This is a genomic window from Streptomonospora nanhaiensis (genome assembly GCF_026642255.1).
Lineage (GTDB): Bacteria > Actinomycetota > Actinomycetes > Streptosporangiales > Streptosporangiaceae > Nocardiopsis > Nocardiopsis tropica.
Genome location: NZ_CP113264.1, coordinates 5,070,079 through 5,085,433 on the forward strand (window position 1 = coordinate 5,070,079; position 15,355 = coordinate 5,085,433).

Here is a 15,355-nt window from a genome sequence, read left to right on the forward strand (position 1 = left end):
ACACACCCTTGCACCCCGGTGTCGAATCGATTCGACTCCGGCTGACGAGTTCCTACGACGGCGACCCCCCGGGTGGCGGGGTCCTCCGCAGACCGAGCCTCCCCGCCCTCCGACGACCCCGCCCGACCCGGCCCGGTGATCCGATCACCGGGCCGACGGCGACACCCCCCGCGGCCCGCGCCACGGCGCGACCGCACCGCCCACCCCCCGCCGAAGAGGGCCCCGATGCACCCACACCACCCTCCGCCACCGCCCCGGCACCGCCGCGTCCGCGCGGCCGCCTGCTCGGCGGCGATGGCCCTGACCCTCGTCGGCTGCGCGGCCGAGCGCGACCCGAACGTGTACACGATCATGAACTCGGGCACCGACGAGCCCTACCACTCCTGGGACCAGGAGGTCATGGACGCCTGCGGCGACCGGGCGGGCGTGGAGGTGCACCAGCTCAGCGTGCCCGCCGACCAGCTCGTCCCCAAGGCCCTGAGGATGGCCTCCTCCGACTCCCTCCCCGACGTCATCTCCCTCGACGGCTCGGACCTGCCCCAGTTCGCGGAGGCCGGCGGCCTGGTCCCCCTGGAGCGGCTCGGCCTGCCCACGGACGGGCTGACCGAGAGCGCGCTCGCCTTCGGCAGCTACGAGGGCGTGTACTACGGCGCGGCCCGGTCGGTGAACTCGATCGGCCTCTTCTACGACGCCGACCTCCTGGCGCGGGAGGGGATCGAACCGCCGGCGACCTGGGAGGAGCTGCGGACGGCCGCCGCCGCCCTGACCGAGGGCGACCGCTACGGCCTCGCCATCAGCGCCCTCGCCACCGAGGACGGCGTCTACCAGTTCCTGCCGTGGCTGTGGTCCAACGGCGGCGACGAGCGGGAGCTCGACTCCCCCGCGTCGGTGGAGGCGCTGGAGTACGTCGTCTCGCTGGTCGAGGAGGGGTCGGTGTCTCCGTCTGTCGTCAACTGGACCCAGGCCGACGCCAACGACCAGTTCATCGCGGGCAACGCCGCCATGATGGTGAACGGCCCCTGGCAGATGCCGGTCCTGCGCGAGCACCCCGAGCGCGCGTGGGCGGTGGCGGAGATCCCCGTCCCCGCGGAGGGGGACACCTCCGTCGCCCCCATCGGCGGCGAGGCGTACACCGTGCCGGTCAACGCCGCCGACCCCGGCCGCGAGCAGGTCGCCGCCGAACTCGTGGCCTGCCTGACCACGCCGGAGGCTCAGCTGGACTGGTCCACCAAGGGCAGCAACGTGCCCCTGGACCCCTGGGCGGCGGAGCGGTACCGCGACGAGGTCCCGGAGCTCTCCCCCTTCGTCGACCAGGTGTCCACCGCGCGCAGCAGGACCGAGCACGTCGGCACCGAGTGGAACACCTACTCCCAGGCCATCGGCACCGCACTGCAAGCGGCCCTCACCGGCCGGGCGAGTCCGCAGGACGCCATGGAGAGGGCCCAGGAGCAGGTCGAGTCGCAGACGGGCGGACGGCCATGAGGACACGGACCCCCGCGCCGCGGCGGCGCGCCCTCACACCGTGGCTGTTCGTGGCCCCCGCACTGGCGTACATGCTGCTGTTCTTCGGGTACCCGCTGGTCCGCAACGTGGTGATGAGCTTCCAGGACTACACGTTCTCCACCTACTTCACGGGCGAGGCGCCCTTCAACGGCCTCGAGAACTGGCGGACCGTCTTCTCCGACGAGCTGTTCGGCGCCTCGCTGTGGCGGACCCTCCTGTTCACTGTCGGCTCCCTGGCCGGGCAGTTCGGCATCGGCATGGCGCTCGCCCTCTTCTTCAGCCGCCGGTTCCCGCTCTCGGGGGTCATGCGCTCCCTGCTCCTCCTGCCGTGGCTGATCCCCATGGTGGTGGCGGGCACCGTGTGGCGCCGCGTCCTGGACCAGGAGACCGGCGTGCTGAACGAGGCGCTCCAGGCACTCCACCTCACCTCGTCTGCCGTCCCCTGGCTGAGCAGTCCCGACCAGGCGCTCCTGTCGGTCGTCCTCGTCAACATCTGGATCGGGGTCCCCTTCAACATGGTGATCCTCTACGGCGGCCTCCAGGAGATCCCCGCCGAACTGCGCGAGGCCGCCGTCCTGGACGGCGCGGGCCCGTTCCGGTCCTTCTTCTCCGTGACGCTGCCCCTGCTGCGGCCCGTCGTGACCGTGGTGCTGGTGCTGGGCTTCATGTCCACCGTGAAGATCCTGGACCTGGTCCTGGCACTCACCAACGGGGGGCCGGCGCACTCCACCGAGACGCTGGGCACCCTCACCTACCAGCTGTCGTTCCTCCGGCTCGACTTCGGCCAGGGCGCCGTCGTCGGCAACGTCCTGATCGTCCTCAGCATGGTCTTCGCGGCGGTCTATCTGCGCGCCAACCGCGGAGGTGTCAACCGATGAGCGCACTGCGCAGCGGTACCGGGGACGCGGCCCGCCCCCCGGGCGCCACGACCCGGCGGCAGCGGGCGCCGGGGGGCTCCCCCCGGCGCCGGCCGCGGACCACCCGCAAGGCGCGCGGCGACGCCGTGAGCCTCGTGGTCGGGGTCCTCGTCCTGGCGGTCCTGCTCTTCCCCCTGTACTGGATGGTCAACACCGCGCTCCAGCCGGGCGCCTCGGCGGCCGGCCTCCCGTGGTTCCCCCGCTCGCTCGACCTCGGCAACTTCCAGCGGGCGTGGGAGTCGCAGGCGGGCAACCTGCTCACCTCCGTCCTGGTGGCGCTCGGCTCGGTGGCGGTCTGCCTCACCGTGGCCGCCCCGGCGGCCTACGCCCTGGCCCGCTTCCGGCTGCGCGGCGCCGACACGATCGTGTTCGCGACCCTCATCACCCAGATGGTCCCGGGCATCGTCGTCGCCAACGCGCTCTACAACGCCTACGTCGGCCTGGGACTGGTCAACTCCTACCTGGGGCTGATCCTGGCGGACGCGTCCCTGGGCCTGCCCTTCTCCATCGTCCTGCTGCGCGCCTTCATGGTGTCCATCCCCGAGGAGGTGATCGAGGCCGGGATGATCGACGGCGGCGGGCGGCTGCGCGTCCTCGTCTCGATCGTGCTGCCCATGAGCCGCAACGCGCTGATCACCGCCGGGCTGTTCACCTTCCTGTTCGCGTGGTCGGACTTCCTCTTCGCGCTGACCCTGAACACGACCGACGCCGTGAAGCCCGTGACGCTCGGCATCTACGAGTACATCGGCGCGCACGTCGGCGACTGGGGCGCCGTGATGGCCGCGGCCGTCCTCTCCTCCGTCCCCGCCGCGGTGCTGCTCGTCGTCGCGCAGAGGTACGTGGCGGCCGGGATCTCCAGCGGAGCACTCAAGTGACCCGTCGTCGGTACCGCCGGCGAACCGACACCAAGACGAGAGGGGCAGTCCGCCCATGAAGTTCACCGACGGCTTCTGGCAGATGAGGGAGGGCGTGCGCGCCCACTACGCGCGCGAGGTCCGCGACGTCCGCGTGGACGGGGACCGCTTCACCCTCTACGCGCCGGTGCGCCCGATCGGCCACCGAGGGGACACGCTCAACACGGCGCTGGTGACGGTGGACTGCTGGTCCCCGGCCCCCGGCGTGATCGGCGTCCGGACCACCCACCTGGCGGGCTCGGTGCGGCCCACGCCCGAGTTCGACGTCCGGGGCGCACCCGGCGCCGCCTCGGTCCGGCGCGACGGCTCCACCGTCGAGCTGACCAGCGGGGCGCTCTCGCTGACGGTGGGCACCGACGGCCCGTGGCGGATGGAGTTCAGCGCCGACGGCGCCGCGCTGACCGGCGTCGACGCGAAGGGGACCGGCTTCGTCGAGGACGCGGACGGCGCCCACCACATGCTCGGACAGCTCTCCCTGGGGATCCGCGAGCTCGTGTACGGCATGGGCGAGCGGTTCACCCCGTTCGTGCGCAACGGCCAGACCGTGGACATCTGGCAGGCCGACGGCGGCACGAACAGCGAGCAGGCCTACAAGAACGTCCCGTTCTACATGACCAACCGCAACTACGGCGTGTTCGTCGCGCACTCCGGACCGGTGTCGTTCGAGGTCGGCTCGGAGTCGGTGGGCCGCGTGCAGTTCAGCGTCGAGGACCACGCCCTGACGTACTACGTCGTCCACGGGGCGGACCCCAAGGAGGTGCTGGACCGGTACACCGCGCTCACCGGCCGCCCCGCCCTGCCCCCGCAGTGGTCCTTCGGGCTGTGGCTGTCCACGTCGTTCACCACCTCCTACGACGAGGACACGGTGAACCGGTTCGTCGACGGCATGGCGGACCGGGGCGTGCCCCTGAGCGTGTTCCACTTCGACTGCTTCTGGATGCGCGAGTTCCACTGGTGCGACTTCGTCTGGGACCCGGAGGTCTTCCCGGACCCCGTGGGGATGCTCTCCCGGCTCAAGGCCAAGGGGCTGCGGACCTCGGTCTGGATCAACCCCTACATCGCCCAGCGGTCGGCGCTGTTCGAGGAGGGCTCCCGACTGGGGCACCTGGTCCGGCGGCCGGACGGAACGGTGTGGCAGTGGGACATGTGGCAGGCCGGGATGGCGCTGGTCGACTTCACGTCCCCGGCCGCCCGGGAGTGGTACGCCGGCAAGCTCAAGCCCCTGCTGGACATGGGCGTGGACTGCTTCAAGACCGACTTCGGCGAACGGGTGCCGACCGACGTCGTGTGGTCGGACGGCTCCGACCCGCACGGCATGCACAACTACTACACGCAGTTGTACAACGCAACGGTGTTCGACCTGCTGCTGCGTGAACGGGGCGAGGGCGAGGCGGTCCTCTTCGCGCGCTCCGCGACGGCGGGCGGCCAGAGCTTCCCCGTGCACTGGGGCGGGGACTGCGCCTCGACGTTCGAGGCCGTCGCGGAGAGCCTGCGCGGAGGACTGTCGCTGGGGCTGTCGGGCTTCGGCTTCTGGAGCCACGACATCGGCGGCTTCGAGGGCACCCCGGACCCGGGGCTGTTCAAGCGCTGGCTCGCGTTCGGCCTGCTCTCCTCGCACAGCAGGCTGCACGGCAGCCGCTCCTACCGGGTCCCGTGGGAGTTCGACGAGGAGTCGACCGACGTGGCCCGCGCGTTCACCCGGCTGAAGTGCGAGCTCATGCCCTACCTGTTCGGGGCCGCCGTCCAGGCCCACCGGCGGGGCACGCCCGTGATGCGCGCGATGGTGCTGGAGTTCCCCGAGGACCCGACCTGCCACCACCTGGACACGCAGTACATGCTGGGCGGCGACCTGCTCGTCGCCCCCGTGCTGAGCCCCGACGGCTCCGTCGAGTACTACGTGCCCGAGGGGGTGTGGACCCACCTGCTCACGGGGGAGACCGTGCGGGGCCCGGGGTGGCGCCGCGAGGTGCACGGCTTCGACTCCCTGCCGCTGCTGGTGCGGCCGGACGCGGTCCTGCCTGTCGGCGCGGTGGACGACCGCCCCGACTACGACTACACGGACGGCCTGACCCTGCGCGTGTACGGGGCCGGGGCCCCGGCCGCGCCGGCCGCCGGTCCGACCGTCGTGACCGTGCCGGCCGCCGACGGCTCCGACGCCGCCGTCTTCCGGGTCTCGCGCTCGGAGGACGTGGTCACCGTGGAGGCCGACCCGGCTCCGGCCCGGGGGTGGAGGGTCCTCCTGGTGGGCGCGCCCGGAGCCGTCCCCGCCGACCGGTCCACCGAGGCCGCCGACGGGGACGGCGGCACCCTGGCGTCGGCCCCCGCGGGCGCGACGGGCCTGAGCCTGCGCCTGCCCTGACCGGGGGACGGCCCGGGGAGGACCGGCTCCGGTCCTCCCCGGGCCGCGGCGCGCGGGGCCTCCCGCGGCGGGCCGGTCGCCCGCCGGACACGCCCTAGAATCGCACGGTGCCCCGACGCGACCCCGAGATCCCCACACGCGACGCCATCGCCGCCGCCGCGGCCCACCTGTTCGTCGAACAGGGCTACTCCCGGACCTCGGTCCGCGAGATCGCCGCGGCGGCGGAGGTGGACCCCGCCCTGGTCATCCGCCACTTCGGCACCAAGGAGCGGCTGTTCCTGGAGACCGTCCGGATCGGCTCCGACCGGACGCCCTTCCTGGGCGGGCCGATCGAGACGCTCGGGACGCGGTTCGTCGACTACATCCTGACGGTGGACGACCACACGCGCGGCATCTACCTCGCGCTGATCCGGGCCAGCGACGCCAGCACCGTGGGGTCGCGCCTGCACGAGGCCCACGAGACGGCGTTCGTGCGTCCGCTGGCCGAACGCCTCTCCGGCCCCGACGCCCTGCTCCGTGCCCGCCTGGCCGCCGCACTCGTCGGCGGCCTGCTCTACAGCCTCTGGGTCGTCGGCGACGAGGAGCTGGCCGACGCCGACCACGGGGAGATCGTGGCGCGTTACGGCGCCCTCCTCCAGGAGCTCATCACCCCCGGGGACTGAACGCGTCCCGGCGCCCGGCCCCCTCCTCGCGGGGACCGGGCGCCGGCGTCCGTCACTGGACGGACCAGCCCCCGTCGGAGGCGAGCACGACGCCGTTGACGTTGTCGCTGTCGTCGCTGAGCAGCCAGGTGATCGACGCGGCGAGCTTGTCCGCGTCGGCCACCTGCGGGATGAGCCGCATGAACTCACCGATGCGGGCCTTGCCGAACTCCGAGCCGAAGGTCGCCTCGATCCCCGTGGCCACGGGTCCCGGGGCCACCGCGTTGACCCTGACCCCGTGCGGTCCGTACATGAACGCCGAGCTGCGCGTGATGCCGACGACGGCGTGCTTGGAGGCCGTGTAGGCGATCCCCGCCGCGTTGCCGCGCAGCGCCGCCTCGGAGGCGACGTTGACGATCGCGCCCCGCCCCGCGGCGAGCATGGCCGGGACCACCGCGCGCGAGAGCTTGAAGGTGCCGTCGACGTTGACCGCGAAGACGCGTTCCCAGGTCCGGTCGCTCACCTCGTGCAGGGGCGACATGTCGTCCATGATGCCGGCGACGTTGGCCAGGCCGTCGACGCGCCCGCCCGCCGCCTCGACGATCCGCGCCACGTCCTCGTCACCGGTGATGTCGGCGGCGACGGGCACGACCGTGTCCTCGGGCGAGGCGTCGACCAGGGACCGGAGGCGGTCCTGCGCGATGTCCACGGCGATCACCCGGCCGCCCTCGCGCACGATCCGCGCGGCGGTGGCGCGGCCGATCCCCGAGCCCGCTCCGGTGACCACGACCGTGCGTCCGGCGAACCGCGCACCGGTCGCGGACGCCTGCGGCTCCTCCTCGACGACGGGGGCGACCCCGCCGTTGGCGCGGAGCACGAGCTCGTCGACGAGCTCCTGCGGGAACCGGTCGCCGGCGATCTCGACGAGTTTGGCCAGCGAGAGCTTGCCGACGGGGCGCAGCGCGTCCGCGTCCTGTCCCGACCCCTCCAGCAGTTCGCGCAGGACCGGCCCTCCCGCGGGGTGCGCGAGCCACTCCTCCACCGTGTTCCCGGCGGTGATGGGCGTACCGTTCGCGGTCATGTCTCCTCCTCGCCGGCGGGGTGCCGATCCCGCCGCTCGTGTGGGCCGTGCCTTCCACGACCCTGCTGTCAACTTAGTTGACACCCATGCCACCCTAAGCGACGGAAGGAGCACGCGACCCGGGCGGGGCTGCGACCCTGCTCTCACCAGGGCGGGAGGAGGGCTCGCCCCGCCGAAGGCCCGCCCCCGCCACGGGGCCCGACGACGACCGCGCGTGTCCCGCACGGAGGGCCGTGAGGGACACGCGCGGAGCGGGGCGGGTGCGTGAACGGGCGGGAGCGGACGGCCGGGAGGGGCCGGCCCGGGGATCCCCCGCACCCTGGACCGCCCGGGACGGACGGCCCCGGGCGCGCACCGGTCAGGCGCCCCGGGTGGCCGCGGCGCCGACGGGCTCCGCGGTTCCGGACGCGGGCGGGTCTTCCGCCGAGGGCTTCCGGCGCCCGGGCAGGAACGCGGCGATGGCGAAGGCGGTGAGGGCGGCGAGCCCGCCGATGCCCAGGACCAGGGTGAAGGCGCCCTGCGACGGGAGGTCCTGGCCGCCCACCGGCAGGGTCATGCTGGTCAGGACCATGCCGGTGACGGCGCTGGCCACGGAGGTGCCGATGGAGCGCATGAGGGTGTTGAGGCTGTTGGCCGCGGCCGTCTCGGACCGCGGCACAGCCGCCATGACCAGCGCGGGCATGGCGCCGTAGGCCAGGCCCACACCGGCGCCGATGACGGTGGAGGCGATCATGAGCTGCCAGATGCCGGACATGAGCAGCAGGCTCAGGCCGTAGCCGACCGCGACCAGGAGCGCGCCGCACATCAGGGTCGTCTTCGGGCCCATGGCGCGGGACAGGCGCGCGGAGAGCGGCGCCATCACCATCATGACCAGCCCGTTCGGGGCCATCACCAGCCCCGCGACCAGGATCGTCTGCCCGAACCCGTACCCGGTGGCCTCGGGCAGCTGGAGCAGCTGCGGAACGACCAGGGACATGGCGAACATGGAGAACCCGAACACCAGGGAGGCGGTGTTGGTGAGCAGGACCTGGCGGCGCACGCTGGTGCGCAGGTCGACCAGGGGGTGCGGGGCGCGCAGCTCCCACCAGCCCCACACCAGGAGCACCACGGCCGCGGCGGCGAGCATCGCCCCGGGAACGCCGCTGCCCCAGCCCCAGTCCGAGCCCTTGGACACGGCCAGCAGGAGCAGGAGCAGTGCCACGGACAGGCCGACCGATCCGGGCAGGTCGAACCTGCCCCCCGCGCGGACCCCCGAGTCCGGGACGAGCGTGCGCACCAGGACGGCGGCGGCGCCGGCCAGCGCCGCGGCGACCCAGAACAGCGTGTGCCAGTCCGCGGTCTGGGCGAGGAACGCCGCGGCGGGCAGACCGAGCGCACCGCCCACCCCCAGGGACGCGCTCATCACCGCGGTCGCCCCGCCCAGGCGTTCGGGGGGCAGCTCGTCGCGCATGATGCTGATGCCCAGCGGGATGACCCCGGCCGCCAGCCCCTGGAGGGCGCGGCCCACGACCATCGGCACCAGGCTGTCGGCGAGGGCGCAGAACACCGAGCCGACCACGAGGACCGCCAGGCTGAGGACCAGCATGGGGCGTTTGCCGTACATGTCGCCCAGGCGGCCCACCGTGGGGGTGGCGACCGCGGCGGCGAGCAGTGTGGCGGTGATCGCCCACGTCGTGTCCCCGGGGGTCGCCCCGAGGAAGCCCGGCAGCACGGGAACGAGGGGGATGACCAGGGTCTGCATGAGCGAGACGACGATGCCGCTGAAGGCGAGGACGCAGATGACCACGTTCGGCCGGGCGGGAGGGCGCGCGGGCGTCCGCGCTTCGGATGGGCTGGTGCGGGCATCGGTCATCGAGCAGGAACCCCCGTATTCGGACACGCGAAAGCGCCGACTTTTAAGTCAGGCGCATGACTTAGACTAACAGGACGTACCGGGCCGACTCCACGCCCGGCGGGAGTGAGGGAGGCCATATCAGCGAGGAAAACGCCGACGGCTCCGGCGCCCGCTCCCACCGGGGTCGGGCACGACCCGCACACACGTACGCGTCCGAGGGGCGCGGCCCCGGGAACGGGGGCCGGCCCCGGACCGGGGAACGGGGTCCCGCCCCGACGACACGGGTGAACCGCCCCGCGCGGAAATCGGTACGGTGGTCGGCATGAGCGGCAGGGTGGCGAGGTCGGAGCGGGTGGCGGCGACGCGGGAGACGATCCTGTCGGCGGCGGAACGGCTGTTCGCGGAACACGGCATGGCGGGGGTGTCCAACCGCCAGATCGGCCAGGAGGCCGGACAGGGCAACAACACCGCCGTCACCTACCACTTCGGCTCCAAGGAGGGACTCGTGCGCGCGATCGTGCGCCGCCGCACCGGGCCCGTCGAGGACGTGCGGCGCCGCATGGTGGCACGGGTCGACGGCTCCTCCGAGGTCAGGGACTGGGTGGCGTGCATGGTCGAGCCCCTGGCCCAGCACCTGGACGACCTGGGCACGCCCTCCTGGTACGGGCGCTTCAGCGCCCAGGCGCTGGCCGACCCCGCCTTCCGGGGGATCGTCTCCCGGGAGGCCATGGAATCACCCTCGCTGGTGCGCACCGGGGAGGAACTGCGCAGGTGCCTGCCCGACCTGCCCGCGCCCGTGCGCCGCGAACGCCAGGACATGGCCCGCCACCTCATCGTGCACACCTTCGCCGAGCACGAGCGGGCCCTCGCCGGGGGCGAGCCCACCCCCAGGGGCTCCTGGCACGAGGCCGCCACCGGCCTGACCGACGCGCTCACCGGCCTGTGGCTGGCCCCCGTCACCGCCCCCTCCGCCCGTCCGGAGCCGAGCGCCACGGGCGACCGCGCCCGCTGACCGCCCGGGGTCCCTGGCGGCTGCCGCCCGAGGGGACGCTGTTACCCGGGCTCTGCGCGGCGTCACGCACGTCCGCACACGCCCTCTCCCCCGGGGACGCAGAAAGGGTCCACCCCCAGGCGGACCCTTCACCGACCTGCTAGTTCTCTGTCGGCACGGCGGGATGTGAACCCACGACCCCCTTGCCCCCGTCAAGCCGAACCAAGCCGCAGGGGGCCGGGGACAGTCGCTCAGCAACAGGAAGAACCTGGCCAGGACGCAGGGTCCGGGCCACCAGACGGCGGGAACAGTCATGGAGGGGCACCGTCAGCCCCACCAGGACCGCTCAGATTCCGGGTGGCCCGCCCACCCTCTGGGGTGTGCGGTCACGCGTGCGTGCGGCGAATGCCCCCAGGGCGACCACTCCGAACACCGCCCGGTCGACGTCGTGGGCCAGGTGGGAGATGACCACGATGGCGCGCCCTTGGGCCTGCAGTTCCGCAGAAATCTCCCAGAACCGCAGGTAGGTCTCCCAGTCGAAGCCCTGGTAGGGCTCATCCAGCAGGAGGACGGCCGGGTCGTGCATGAGGGACAGGACCAGGTTCAGCTTCTGCCGTGTTCCGCCACTCAGGTGCCGGGCCGGGGTGGCACCGTACTGCTCGAACCCGAGGCGGGCGATGAGGGCGCGTGCCCGGTCCAGACTGCGCAACCGGTAGGCGACGGCGAAGTAGCGCAGATGCTGATCCACAGTCAGCTCCGGGTTGGTCACCGGGCGCTGGGGGCAGTAGCCGATTCGGCCCTCGACCCGCACCCGGCCGGAATCGGGCGCGAGTTCACCGGACAGGATCCGCAGCAGGGTGGTCTTGCCCGCTCCGTTCTCGCCGACGACCCCCACCAGCTCTCCGGGCGCGGCCCGCAGGCTCACTCCGCGCAGGACACGCCTCGTCCCGAAGGCCTTGTGCACGTCCGCCACGTGCAGCATCAGACGCTCTTCCCGATCAGGGTACCGCCGAAGCTCCTGCGCCGTCCCGCGTAGGCGTCGACGGCGCGCACCAGGTGGGAGCGGTCGAAGTCGGGCCAGAGAGCGTCCTCGAAGACGATCTCGGCGTAGGCGGTGTGCCAGGGCAGGAAGTTGCTGATGCGCTGCTCGCCGGCGGTCCTGATCAGGAGGTCCACATCGGGCAGGCCGGGATCGTAGAGGTACTCGGCGAGGTCGGACTCCGTCAGGCGTGTCGGGTCCAGCCGCCCCGAGAGCGCCTCGGCCACCGTGCGTTTGAGCGCGTCCACCATCTCCTGGCGGCCTCCGTAGTCCAGGCAGAACGTGAAGGTCGTCCCGCTGTTGCCCGACGTCAGCTCCTCAGCCCACTCCAGCCGTTCGCGGAGTACTGCCCCGACCCTGCTGCGGCGGCCGTACCAGCGCATCCGAACGCCCCGGGCGTGCAGGCGCCCGGCCACCCCCGAAACGCGCCGGGTGAACGCCCTGAGCAGAGAGGACACTTCTTCGGGAGAGCGCGACCAGTTCTCCGTGGAGAAGGCGAAGGTGGTCACGTACTTGATGCCCAGATCCCCGGCGGCGTCCACCAGGCGGTACATCGCCTCCTCCCCTGCCGTGTGCCCTTCCACGGGAGCCAGCCCGAGCGCCCGGGCCCACCGCCGGTTACCGTCCATGATCACGGCCACGTGCTCGGGGACCGCGGCGGGAGGACCCCCGGGGTCCGGGGACGGGACCGGGGGCTGCCGTTGCCGCAGCTCGGGGACGACCGGCAGGACTCCGACAGGTGTCTCTCGGGTTTGTGACAAACGGGCGGGAACGGCTGTTCGCGGTGAGGCGCCCGGCGGGTCCGCCGGAAGGTACTCGCACTCGTCCAGGCCCGTTCGCAGCCCGGCCACCGTGGTCGCGAGGAAGGGACGGCTGGAAGGGTGCATGGCATCGACCACCCCCTGCCCCTGGTCCAGCAGTCCGCGTGCCCGTTGCACCTGTCGTGCGATCAGTTTCCGATAGGCGTCCGTGCCGCGCACACCGATCAGGTCGTCCGCGTCCAGGCCGAGTCGCTCCAGGTCCTGACGGGGCAGGTAGCAGCGGCCCTGTTCAAGGTCTTCGGGCAGGTCGTGGAGGATGTCGACGTACTGGAAGACTTCCCCCAGCAGCGACATGAGTTCCGGGGCGTCCTCCCGGACCGGCTCCAACACGGTGCCGAACAACTCAGCGACGGTGCCGGCCGTACCGCGCATGTAGCCGCGCAGGTCGGCGAAGCCGGGAAAGTCGGGCGGCCTGCGACTGTCCTGTTCAAGTGTGGCGAGAAGCTCCTCCAGCACCGGCACGGACATGTCCCACGCCCGCACCGTGTGGACCATGGCGCGCTGGACCGGCGACAGGCGAACGGGTGCGCCGGGTCCGCCGGCCAGCGCGGCCAGGGTGTCGGCGCGGAAACGGGCCAGGGCCGATCCACGCTCGGAGACCTCCCCTTCGTCGGCCAGCCGATCAGCCCACAGCCCGAAGGCGGCCAGCGCGTGCGCATAGGGGCGCTTGTGGACGGGCAGCAGATCGACGACCTGCGGAGAGAGATGGTCCGCACCCGTGTGGATCCTGCGACAGACCTCGAAGGCGCGCGCCAGACCGGTGTCGGCGCCCCGCTCCGCGATCAGCAGGGGGCCCGTCCTCATGTACCCGCTCATCGCTGTTCCTCCGCGGTGAGCGCGGGAGTATGCCCTCGCACCCGTGAACCGTTTCCCGCGAGAGGGACCGCCTGTGTCCACACCCTGGCCAACACCGAGGGGATTTGAATATGCACGCTGAGTAGCATAATGGTTTCCGTGCCCGCTTCGAACTGCTGGACCGGCGCAGGGGACGGACCCGGCTGGATCCGGCGAACGCGGTCTTCGAGTGCCTGGAGATCTTCCACAACCGGCAGCGCCGACACTCGTCGATCGGCTGGCTGAGACCCGTGGAGTTCGAGGGGAAGAGACCGGGCACCATGGCCTGAGAATCCAGGAAAACGGCTCCAGCACACTCAGTACACGCCAACGTGGGCCAACGGCCCACCTGGCCCGGTTCAACCCCACCGAGCGCGCAAAAAAGGGCCCACCTGATGGTGGACCCTCTCATGACCCGCTACTTCTCTGTCGGGACGGCGGGATTTGAACCCACGACCCCTTGACCCCCAGTCAAGTGCGCTACCAAACTGCGCTACGTCCCGGCCGCTGGGCGGGCGCCGTCTCCGGTCCCGCCAACAGGTAAAACTGTAGCGCATCCGGCAGTGCTCTCGAACCGCCCACACCTTTCGGACGGCCCTCGTCCGTGGGCGGTCGCGACCCGGTGGACCGGTCGCGCGCCCCGCCGGGAGCGGGGTGCGGCAGCTTTCAGTGTCCCTGCCGGACCCCGGCGGCGGAGCCTCTGCGGTGGCTCCTCGCAGAGCTCGCGGGGACGTCGGCTCCGCGCGGTACCGTGGGGCGTTTCGCGCTCCCGGGCCTTCCGCGGGACGCCGGCGCGCCGCGCCCACGGCAACCGCCGCGGGCGTTCCTCCGTCCCCGACACCTGGAGCCACGCATTGACCGAGCAGAGGGCACACGCCTGGGGGCGGGAGCTCCGAGTCGTCCACCAGAGGCTGCGCGACGCCCTGGAGGTGGCCCGCGAGGCCATCACCGACGGCGCGGGGGCCGAGTCCGTCTCCCGCGACCTCCGGCTCTTCTGCCTCGGGTTCTGCACCGCCCTGAACGGCCACCACACGAGCGAGGACGCCGCCCTCTTCCCCCTCCTCCTGGAGCGCCGCCCCGACCTCGCGCCCGTCGTCGCCAAACTCAAGCAGGACCACAGCATGATCGAGTACCTCATCGCCGGCCTGCAGAAGGCCGTGGACTCCGGGCACGGCTCCGAGGAGCAGCTGCGCCACCTCGACGGGATCGAGGCGGTCATGGAGACCCACTTCCGGTACGAGGAGAAGCAGATCACCGGCGTCCTCGACGAGCTCACCGGCGAGGGGCTGGACAGGCGGACCCTGCTGGGCCCCCTCGCCTGAGCTCCCGGGAAGGCCCGACGGCACGGGCCCGTCCCGCCGCCGGGATGCTCCAATGGATGTCAGCCGAGGTCCTCCTCCCCGAGCAGCCCCTCCCCCACCAGGTCCGCCCACAGCGCGTCCGGCACCGGCCGGGCGAACAGGTCGGCGTTGCGCCGGGCCTGCTCCGCCGACCGCGCGCCCACGAGGACGGTGGCCACCGCCGGGTGCCGGGCCGCGAACGCCATCGCCGCGCCCGGCAGGGACACCCCGTGGCGGCGGGCGACCCCGGCGATCGCGGCGGCCCGGGAGCGCACCTCCGGCGACGCCGCCGCGTAGTCGTAGGTCGCGCCCTCGACGGGTTCGTCCGTGGCGAGCACTCCGCTGTTGAACACACCGGCCGCGATCACCGACACCCCGGCGCGCCGGCAGGCCGGGAGCATCGTGGCCGCCGCCGACCGGTCCAGGAGCGTGTACCTCCCGGCGAGCAGCACCGCGTCCACGTCGGTCTCCACCGCGAAGCGCTCCAGCATCCCGGCCTGGTTCATGCCCGCGCCGATCGCGCCGACCACCCCCTGGTCGCGCAGCTCGTGCAGCGCGGGGTAGGCCTCGCCCACGGCCTGTTCCCAGTGGTCGTCGGGGTCGTGGAGCAGGACCAGGTCGACCCGGTCCAGGCCGAGCCGCTCCAGGCTCCCCTCCAGTGACCGCAGCACTCCGTCCGCGCTGAAGTCCCACCGGCGGGTGTGCGTGGCGGGGACGTCGAAACCGTGGTCGTCGCGTTCCCCGCTCCGGTTCGGGGACGGCTCCAGCAGCCTGCCGACCTTGGTCGACACGGTGTACCGGTCCCGGGGCAGGCCGGCCAGCGCGCGTCCCAGCCTCCGCTCGGAGAGGCCCAGCCCGTAGTGCGGGGCGGTGTCGAAGTACCGCACCCCCGCGTCCCACGCCGCCCGCACGGCATCGTGGGCGGCCTCCTCCGTCACCGCCCGGTCCATGCCGTTGCCGATCCCCACGGCGCCGAACCCGAGCGCGCCGACCTCCACCCGCGAGCGTCCCAGCCTGGTCGTCCCCATGCGCTCCCCTTCTCCGTGTGCCCACGGACAACTCTCGAACGCTGCGGCCCTCG

12 protein-coding genes and 1 tRNA gene are annotated in these 15,355 nt (G+C 72.6%); 7 read left to right on the plus strand and 6 right to left on the minus strand.

Annotation, left to right across the window (positions count from 1 at the left end):
- Window positions 1–225: 225 nt before the first annotated feature.
- The 5 genes from OUQ99_RS21960 (at window position 226) to OUQ99_RS21980 (ending at window position 6,355) form a co-directional block, all read left to right on the plus strand.
- Window positions 226–1,482 carry a sugar ABC transporter substrate-binding protein gene (locus OUQ99_RS21960; RefSeq protein WP_267945685.1) on the plus strand — a complete coding sequence of 419 codons (1,257 nt, stop codon included), beginning with the start codon at window positions 226–228 and terminating at the stop codon, window positions 1,480–1,482.
- On the plus strand, window positions 1,479–2,381 hold the full coding sequence (locus tag OUQ99_RS21965) for a carbohydrate ABC transporter permease (protein ID WP_267945686.1): 903 nt from the start codon (window positions 1,479–1,481) through the stop codon (window positions 2,379–2,381). The genes OUQ99_RS21960 and OUQ99_RS21965 overlap by 4 nt, the downstream gene beginning before the upstream one ends.
- Window positions 2,378–3,295, plus strand: a complete 918-nt coding sequence (locus tag OUQ99_RS21970; protein ID WP_267945687.1) for a carbohydrate ABC transporter permease — start codon at window positions 2,378–2,380, stop codon at window positions 3,293–3,295. The genes OUQ99_RS21965 and OUQ99_RS21970 overlap by 4 nt, the downstream gene beginning before the upstream one ends.
- Window positions 3,296–3,350: 55 nt before the next feature.
- A complete protein-coding gene (gene yicI / locus OUQ99_RS21975; protein WP_267945688.1) occupies window positions 3,351–5,693 on the plus strand; it encodes an alpha-xylosidase in 2,343 nt (780 codons plus the stop codon).
- A gap of 107 nt (window positions 5,694–5,800) precedes the next feature.
- Window positions 5,801–6,355: a TetR family transcriptional regulator gene (locus tag OUQ99_RS21980; RefSeq protein ID WP_267945689.1), complete on the plus strand. Its 555-nt coding sequence runs from the start codon at window positions 5,801–5,803 to the stop codon at window positions 6,353–6,355.
- A gap of 52 nt (window positions 6,356–6,407) precedes the next feature.
- Here OUQ99_RS21980 and OUQ99_RS21985 read toward each other — a convergent pair whose 3' ends face one another.
- Both OUQ99_RS21985 and OUQ99_RS21990 read right to left on the minus strand, forming a co-directional pair.
- The gene (locus tag OUQ99_RS21985; RefSeq protein WP_267945690.1) at window positions 6,408–7,415 is read right to left on the minus strand and encodes an SDR family NAD(P)-dependent oxidoreductase; all 1,008 of its coding nucleotides are present in this window, start codon (window positions 7,413–7,415) and stop codon (window positions 6,408–6,410) included.
- A 358-nt stretch (window positions 7,416–7,773) separates the two neighbouring features.
- On the minus strand, window positions 7,774–9,267 hold the full coding sequence (locus OUQ99_RS21990) for an MFS transporter (RefSeq protein WP_267945691.1): 1,494 nt from the start codon (window positions 9,265–9,267) through the stop codon (window positions 7,774–7,776).
- A gap of 304 nt (window positions 9,268–9,571) precedes the next feature.
- Between OUQ99_RS21990 and OUQ99_RS21995 the strand changes: the two genes are divergently transcribed.
- Entirely contained in the window at window positions 9,572–10,261 is a 690-nt protein-coding gene (locus OUQ99_RS21995; protein WP_267945692.1) for a TetR/AcrR family transcriptional regulator, read from the plus strand.
- 325 nt (window positions 10,262–10,586) lie between these two features.
- Here the strand turns inward: OUQ99_RS21995 and OUQ99_RS22000 are convergent, their stop codons facing one another.
- From OUQ99_RS22000 to OUQ99_RS22010, 3 genes are all read right to left on the minus strand, one after another.
- Window positions 10,587–11,222, minus strand: a complete 636-nt coding sequence (locus OUQ99_RS22000) for an ABC transporter ATP-binding protein (protein WP_267945693.1) — start codon at window positions 11,220–11,222, stop codon at window positions 10,587–10,589.
- Window positions 11,222–12,916 carry a polyprenyl diphosphate synthase gene (gene uppS, locus OUQ99_RS22005; RefSeq protein ID WP_267945694.1) on the minus strand — a complete coding sequence of 565 codons (1,695 nt, stop codon included), beginning with the start codon at window positions 12,914–12,916 and terminating at the stop codon, window positions 11,222–11,224. Before uppS ends, OUQ99_RS22000 begins: the two co-directional genes overlap by 1 nt.
- 447 nt (window positions 12,917–13,363) lie before the next feature.
- Window positions 13,364–13,437, minus strand: a tRNA-Pro gene (locus OUQ99_RS22010).
- Between the two features lie 351 nt (window positions 13,438–13,788).
- On the opposite strand from OUQ99_RS22010, the gene OUQ99_RS22015 reads away from it, so the two are divergent.
- Window positions 13,789–14,256 (plus strand): hemerythrin domain-containing protein, encoded by a 468-nt coding sequence (locus OUQ99_RS22015; RefSeq protein ID WP_267945695.1) that lies wholly within the window; start codon window positions 13,789–13,791, stop codon window positions 14,254–14,256.
- 59 nt (window positions 14,257–14,315) lie between these two features.
- On the opposite strand, the gene OUQ99_RS22020 is transcribed toward OUQ99_RS22015, so the two are convergent.
- Window positions 14,316–15,302, minus strand: a complete 987-nt coding sequence (locus OUQ99_RS22020) for an aldo/keto reductase (protein ID WP_267945696.1) — start codon at window positions 15,300–15,302, stop codon at window positions 14,316–14,318.
- Window positions 15,303–15,355 lie beyond the last annotated feature (53 nt).

What these genes read in the sequence shown, in the direction of transcription:
- OUQ99_RS21965 (WP_267945686.1), top strand. Translation starts at nt 1,479, where the DNA reads ATGAGGACACGGACCCCCGCGCCGCGGCGGCGCGCCCTCACACCGTGG.
- OUQ99_RS21990 (WP_267945691.1), bottom strand. Translation starts at nt 9,267, where the DNA reads ATGACCGATGCCCGCACCAGCCCATCCGAAGCGCGGACGCCCGCGCGC.
- yicI (WP_267945688.1), top strand. Translation starts at nt 3,351, where the DNA reads ATGAAGTTCACCGACGGCTTCTGGCAGATGAGGGAGGGCGTGCGCGCC.
- OUQ99_RS22000 (WP_267945693.1), bottom strand. Translation starts at nt 11,222, where the DNA reads ATGCTGCACGTGGCGGACGTGCACAAGGCCTTCGGGACGAGGCGTGTC.
- uppS (WP_267945694.1), bottom strand. Translation starts at nt 12,916, where the DNA reads ATGAGCGGGTACATGAGGACGGGCCCCCTGCTGATCGCGGAGCGGGGC.
- OUQ99_RS22020 (WP_267945696.1), bottom strand. Translation starts at nt 15,302, where the DNA reads ATGGGGACGACCAGGCTGGGACGCTCGCGGGTGGAGGTCGGCGCGCTC.
- OUQ99_RS21970 (WP_267945687.1), top strand. Translation starts at nt 2,378, where the DNA reads ATGAGCGCACTGCGCAGCGGTACCGGGGACGCGGCCCGCCCCCCGGGC.
- OUQ99_RS21985 (WP_267945690.1), bottom strand. Translation starts at nt 7,415, where the DNA reads ATGACCGCGAACGGTACGCCCATCACCGCCGGGAACACGGTGGAGGAG.
- OUQ99_RS21995 (WP_267945692.1), top strand. Translation starts at nt 9,572, where the DNA reads ATGAGCGGCAGGGTGGCGAGGTCGGAGCGGGTGGCGGCGACGCGGGAG.
- OUQ99_RS21960 (WP_267945685.1), top strand. Translation starts at nt 226, where the DNA reads ATGCACCCACACCACCCTCCGCCACCGCCCCGGCACCGCCGCGTCCGC.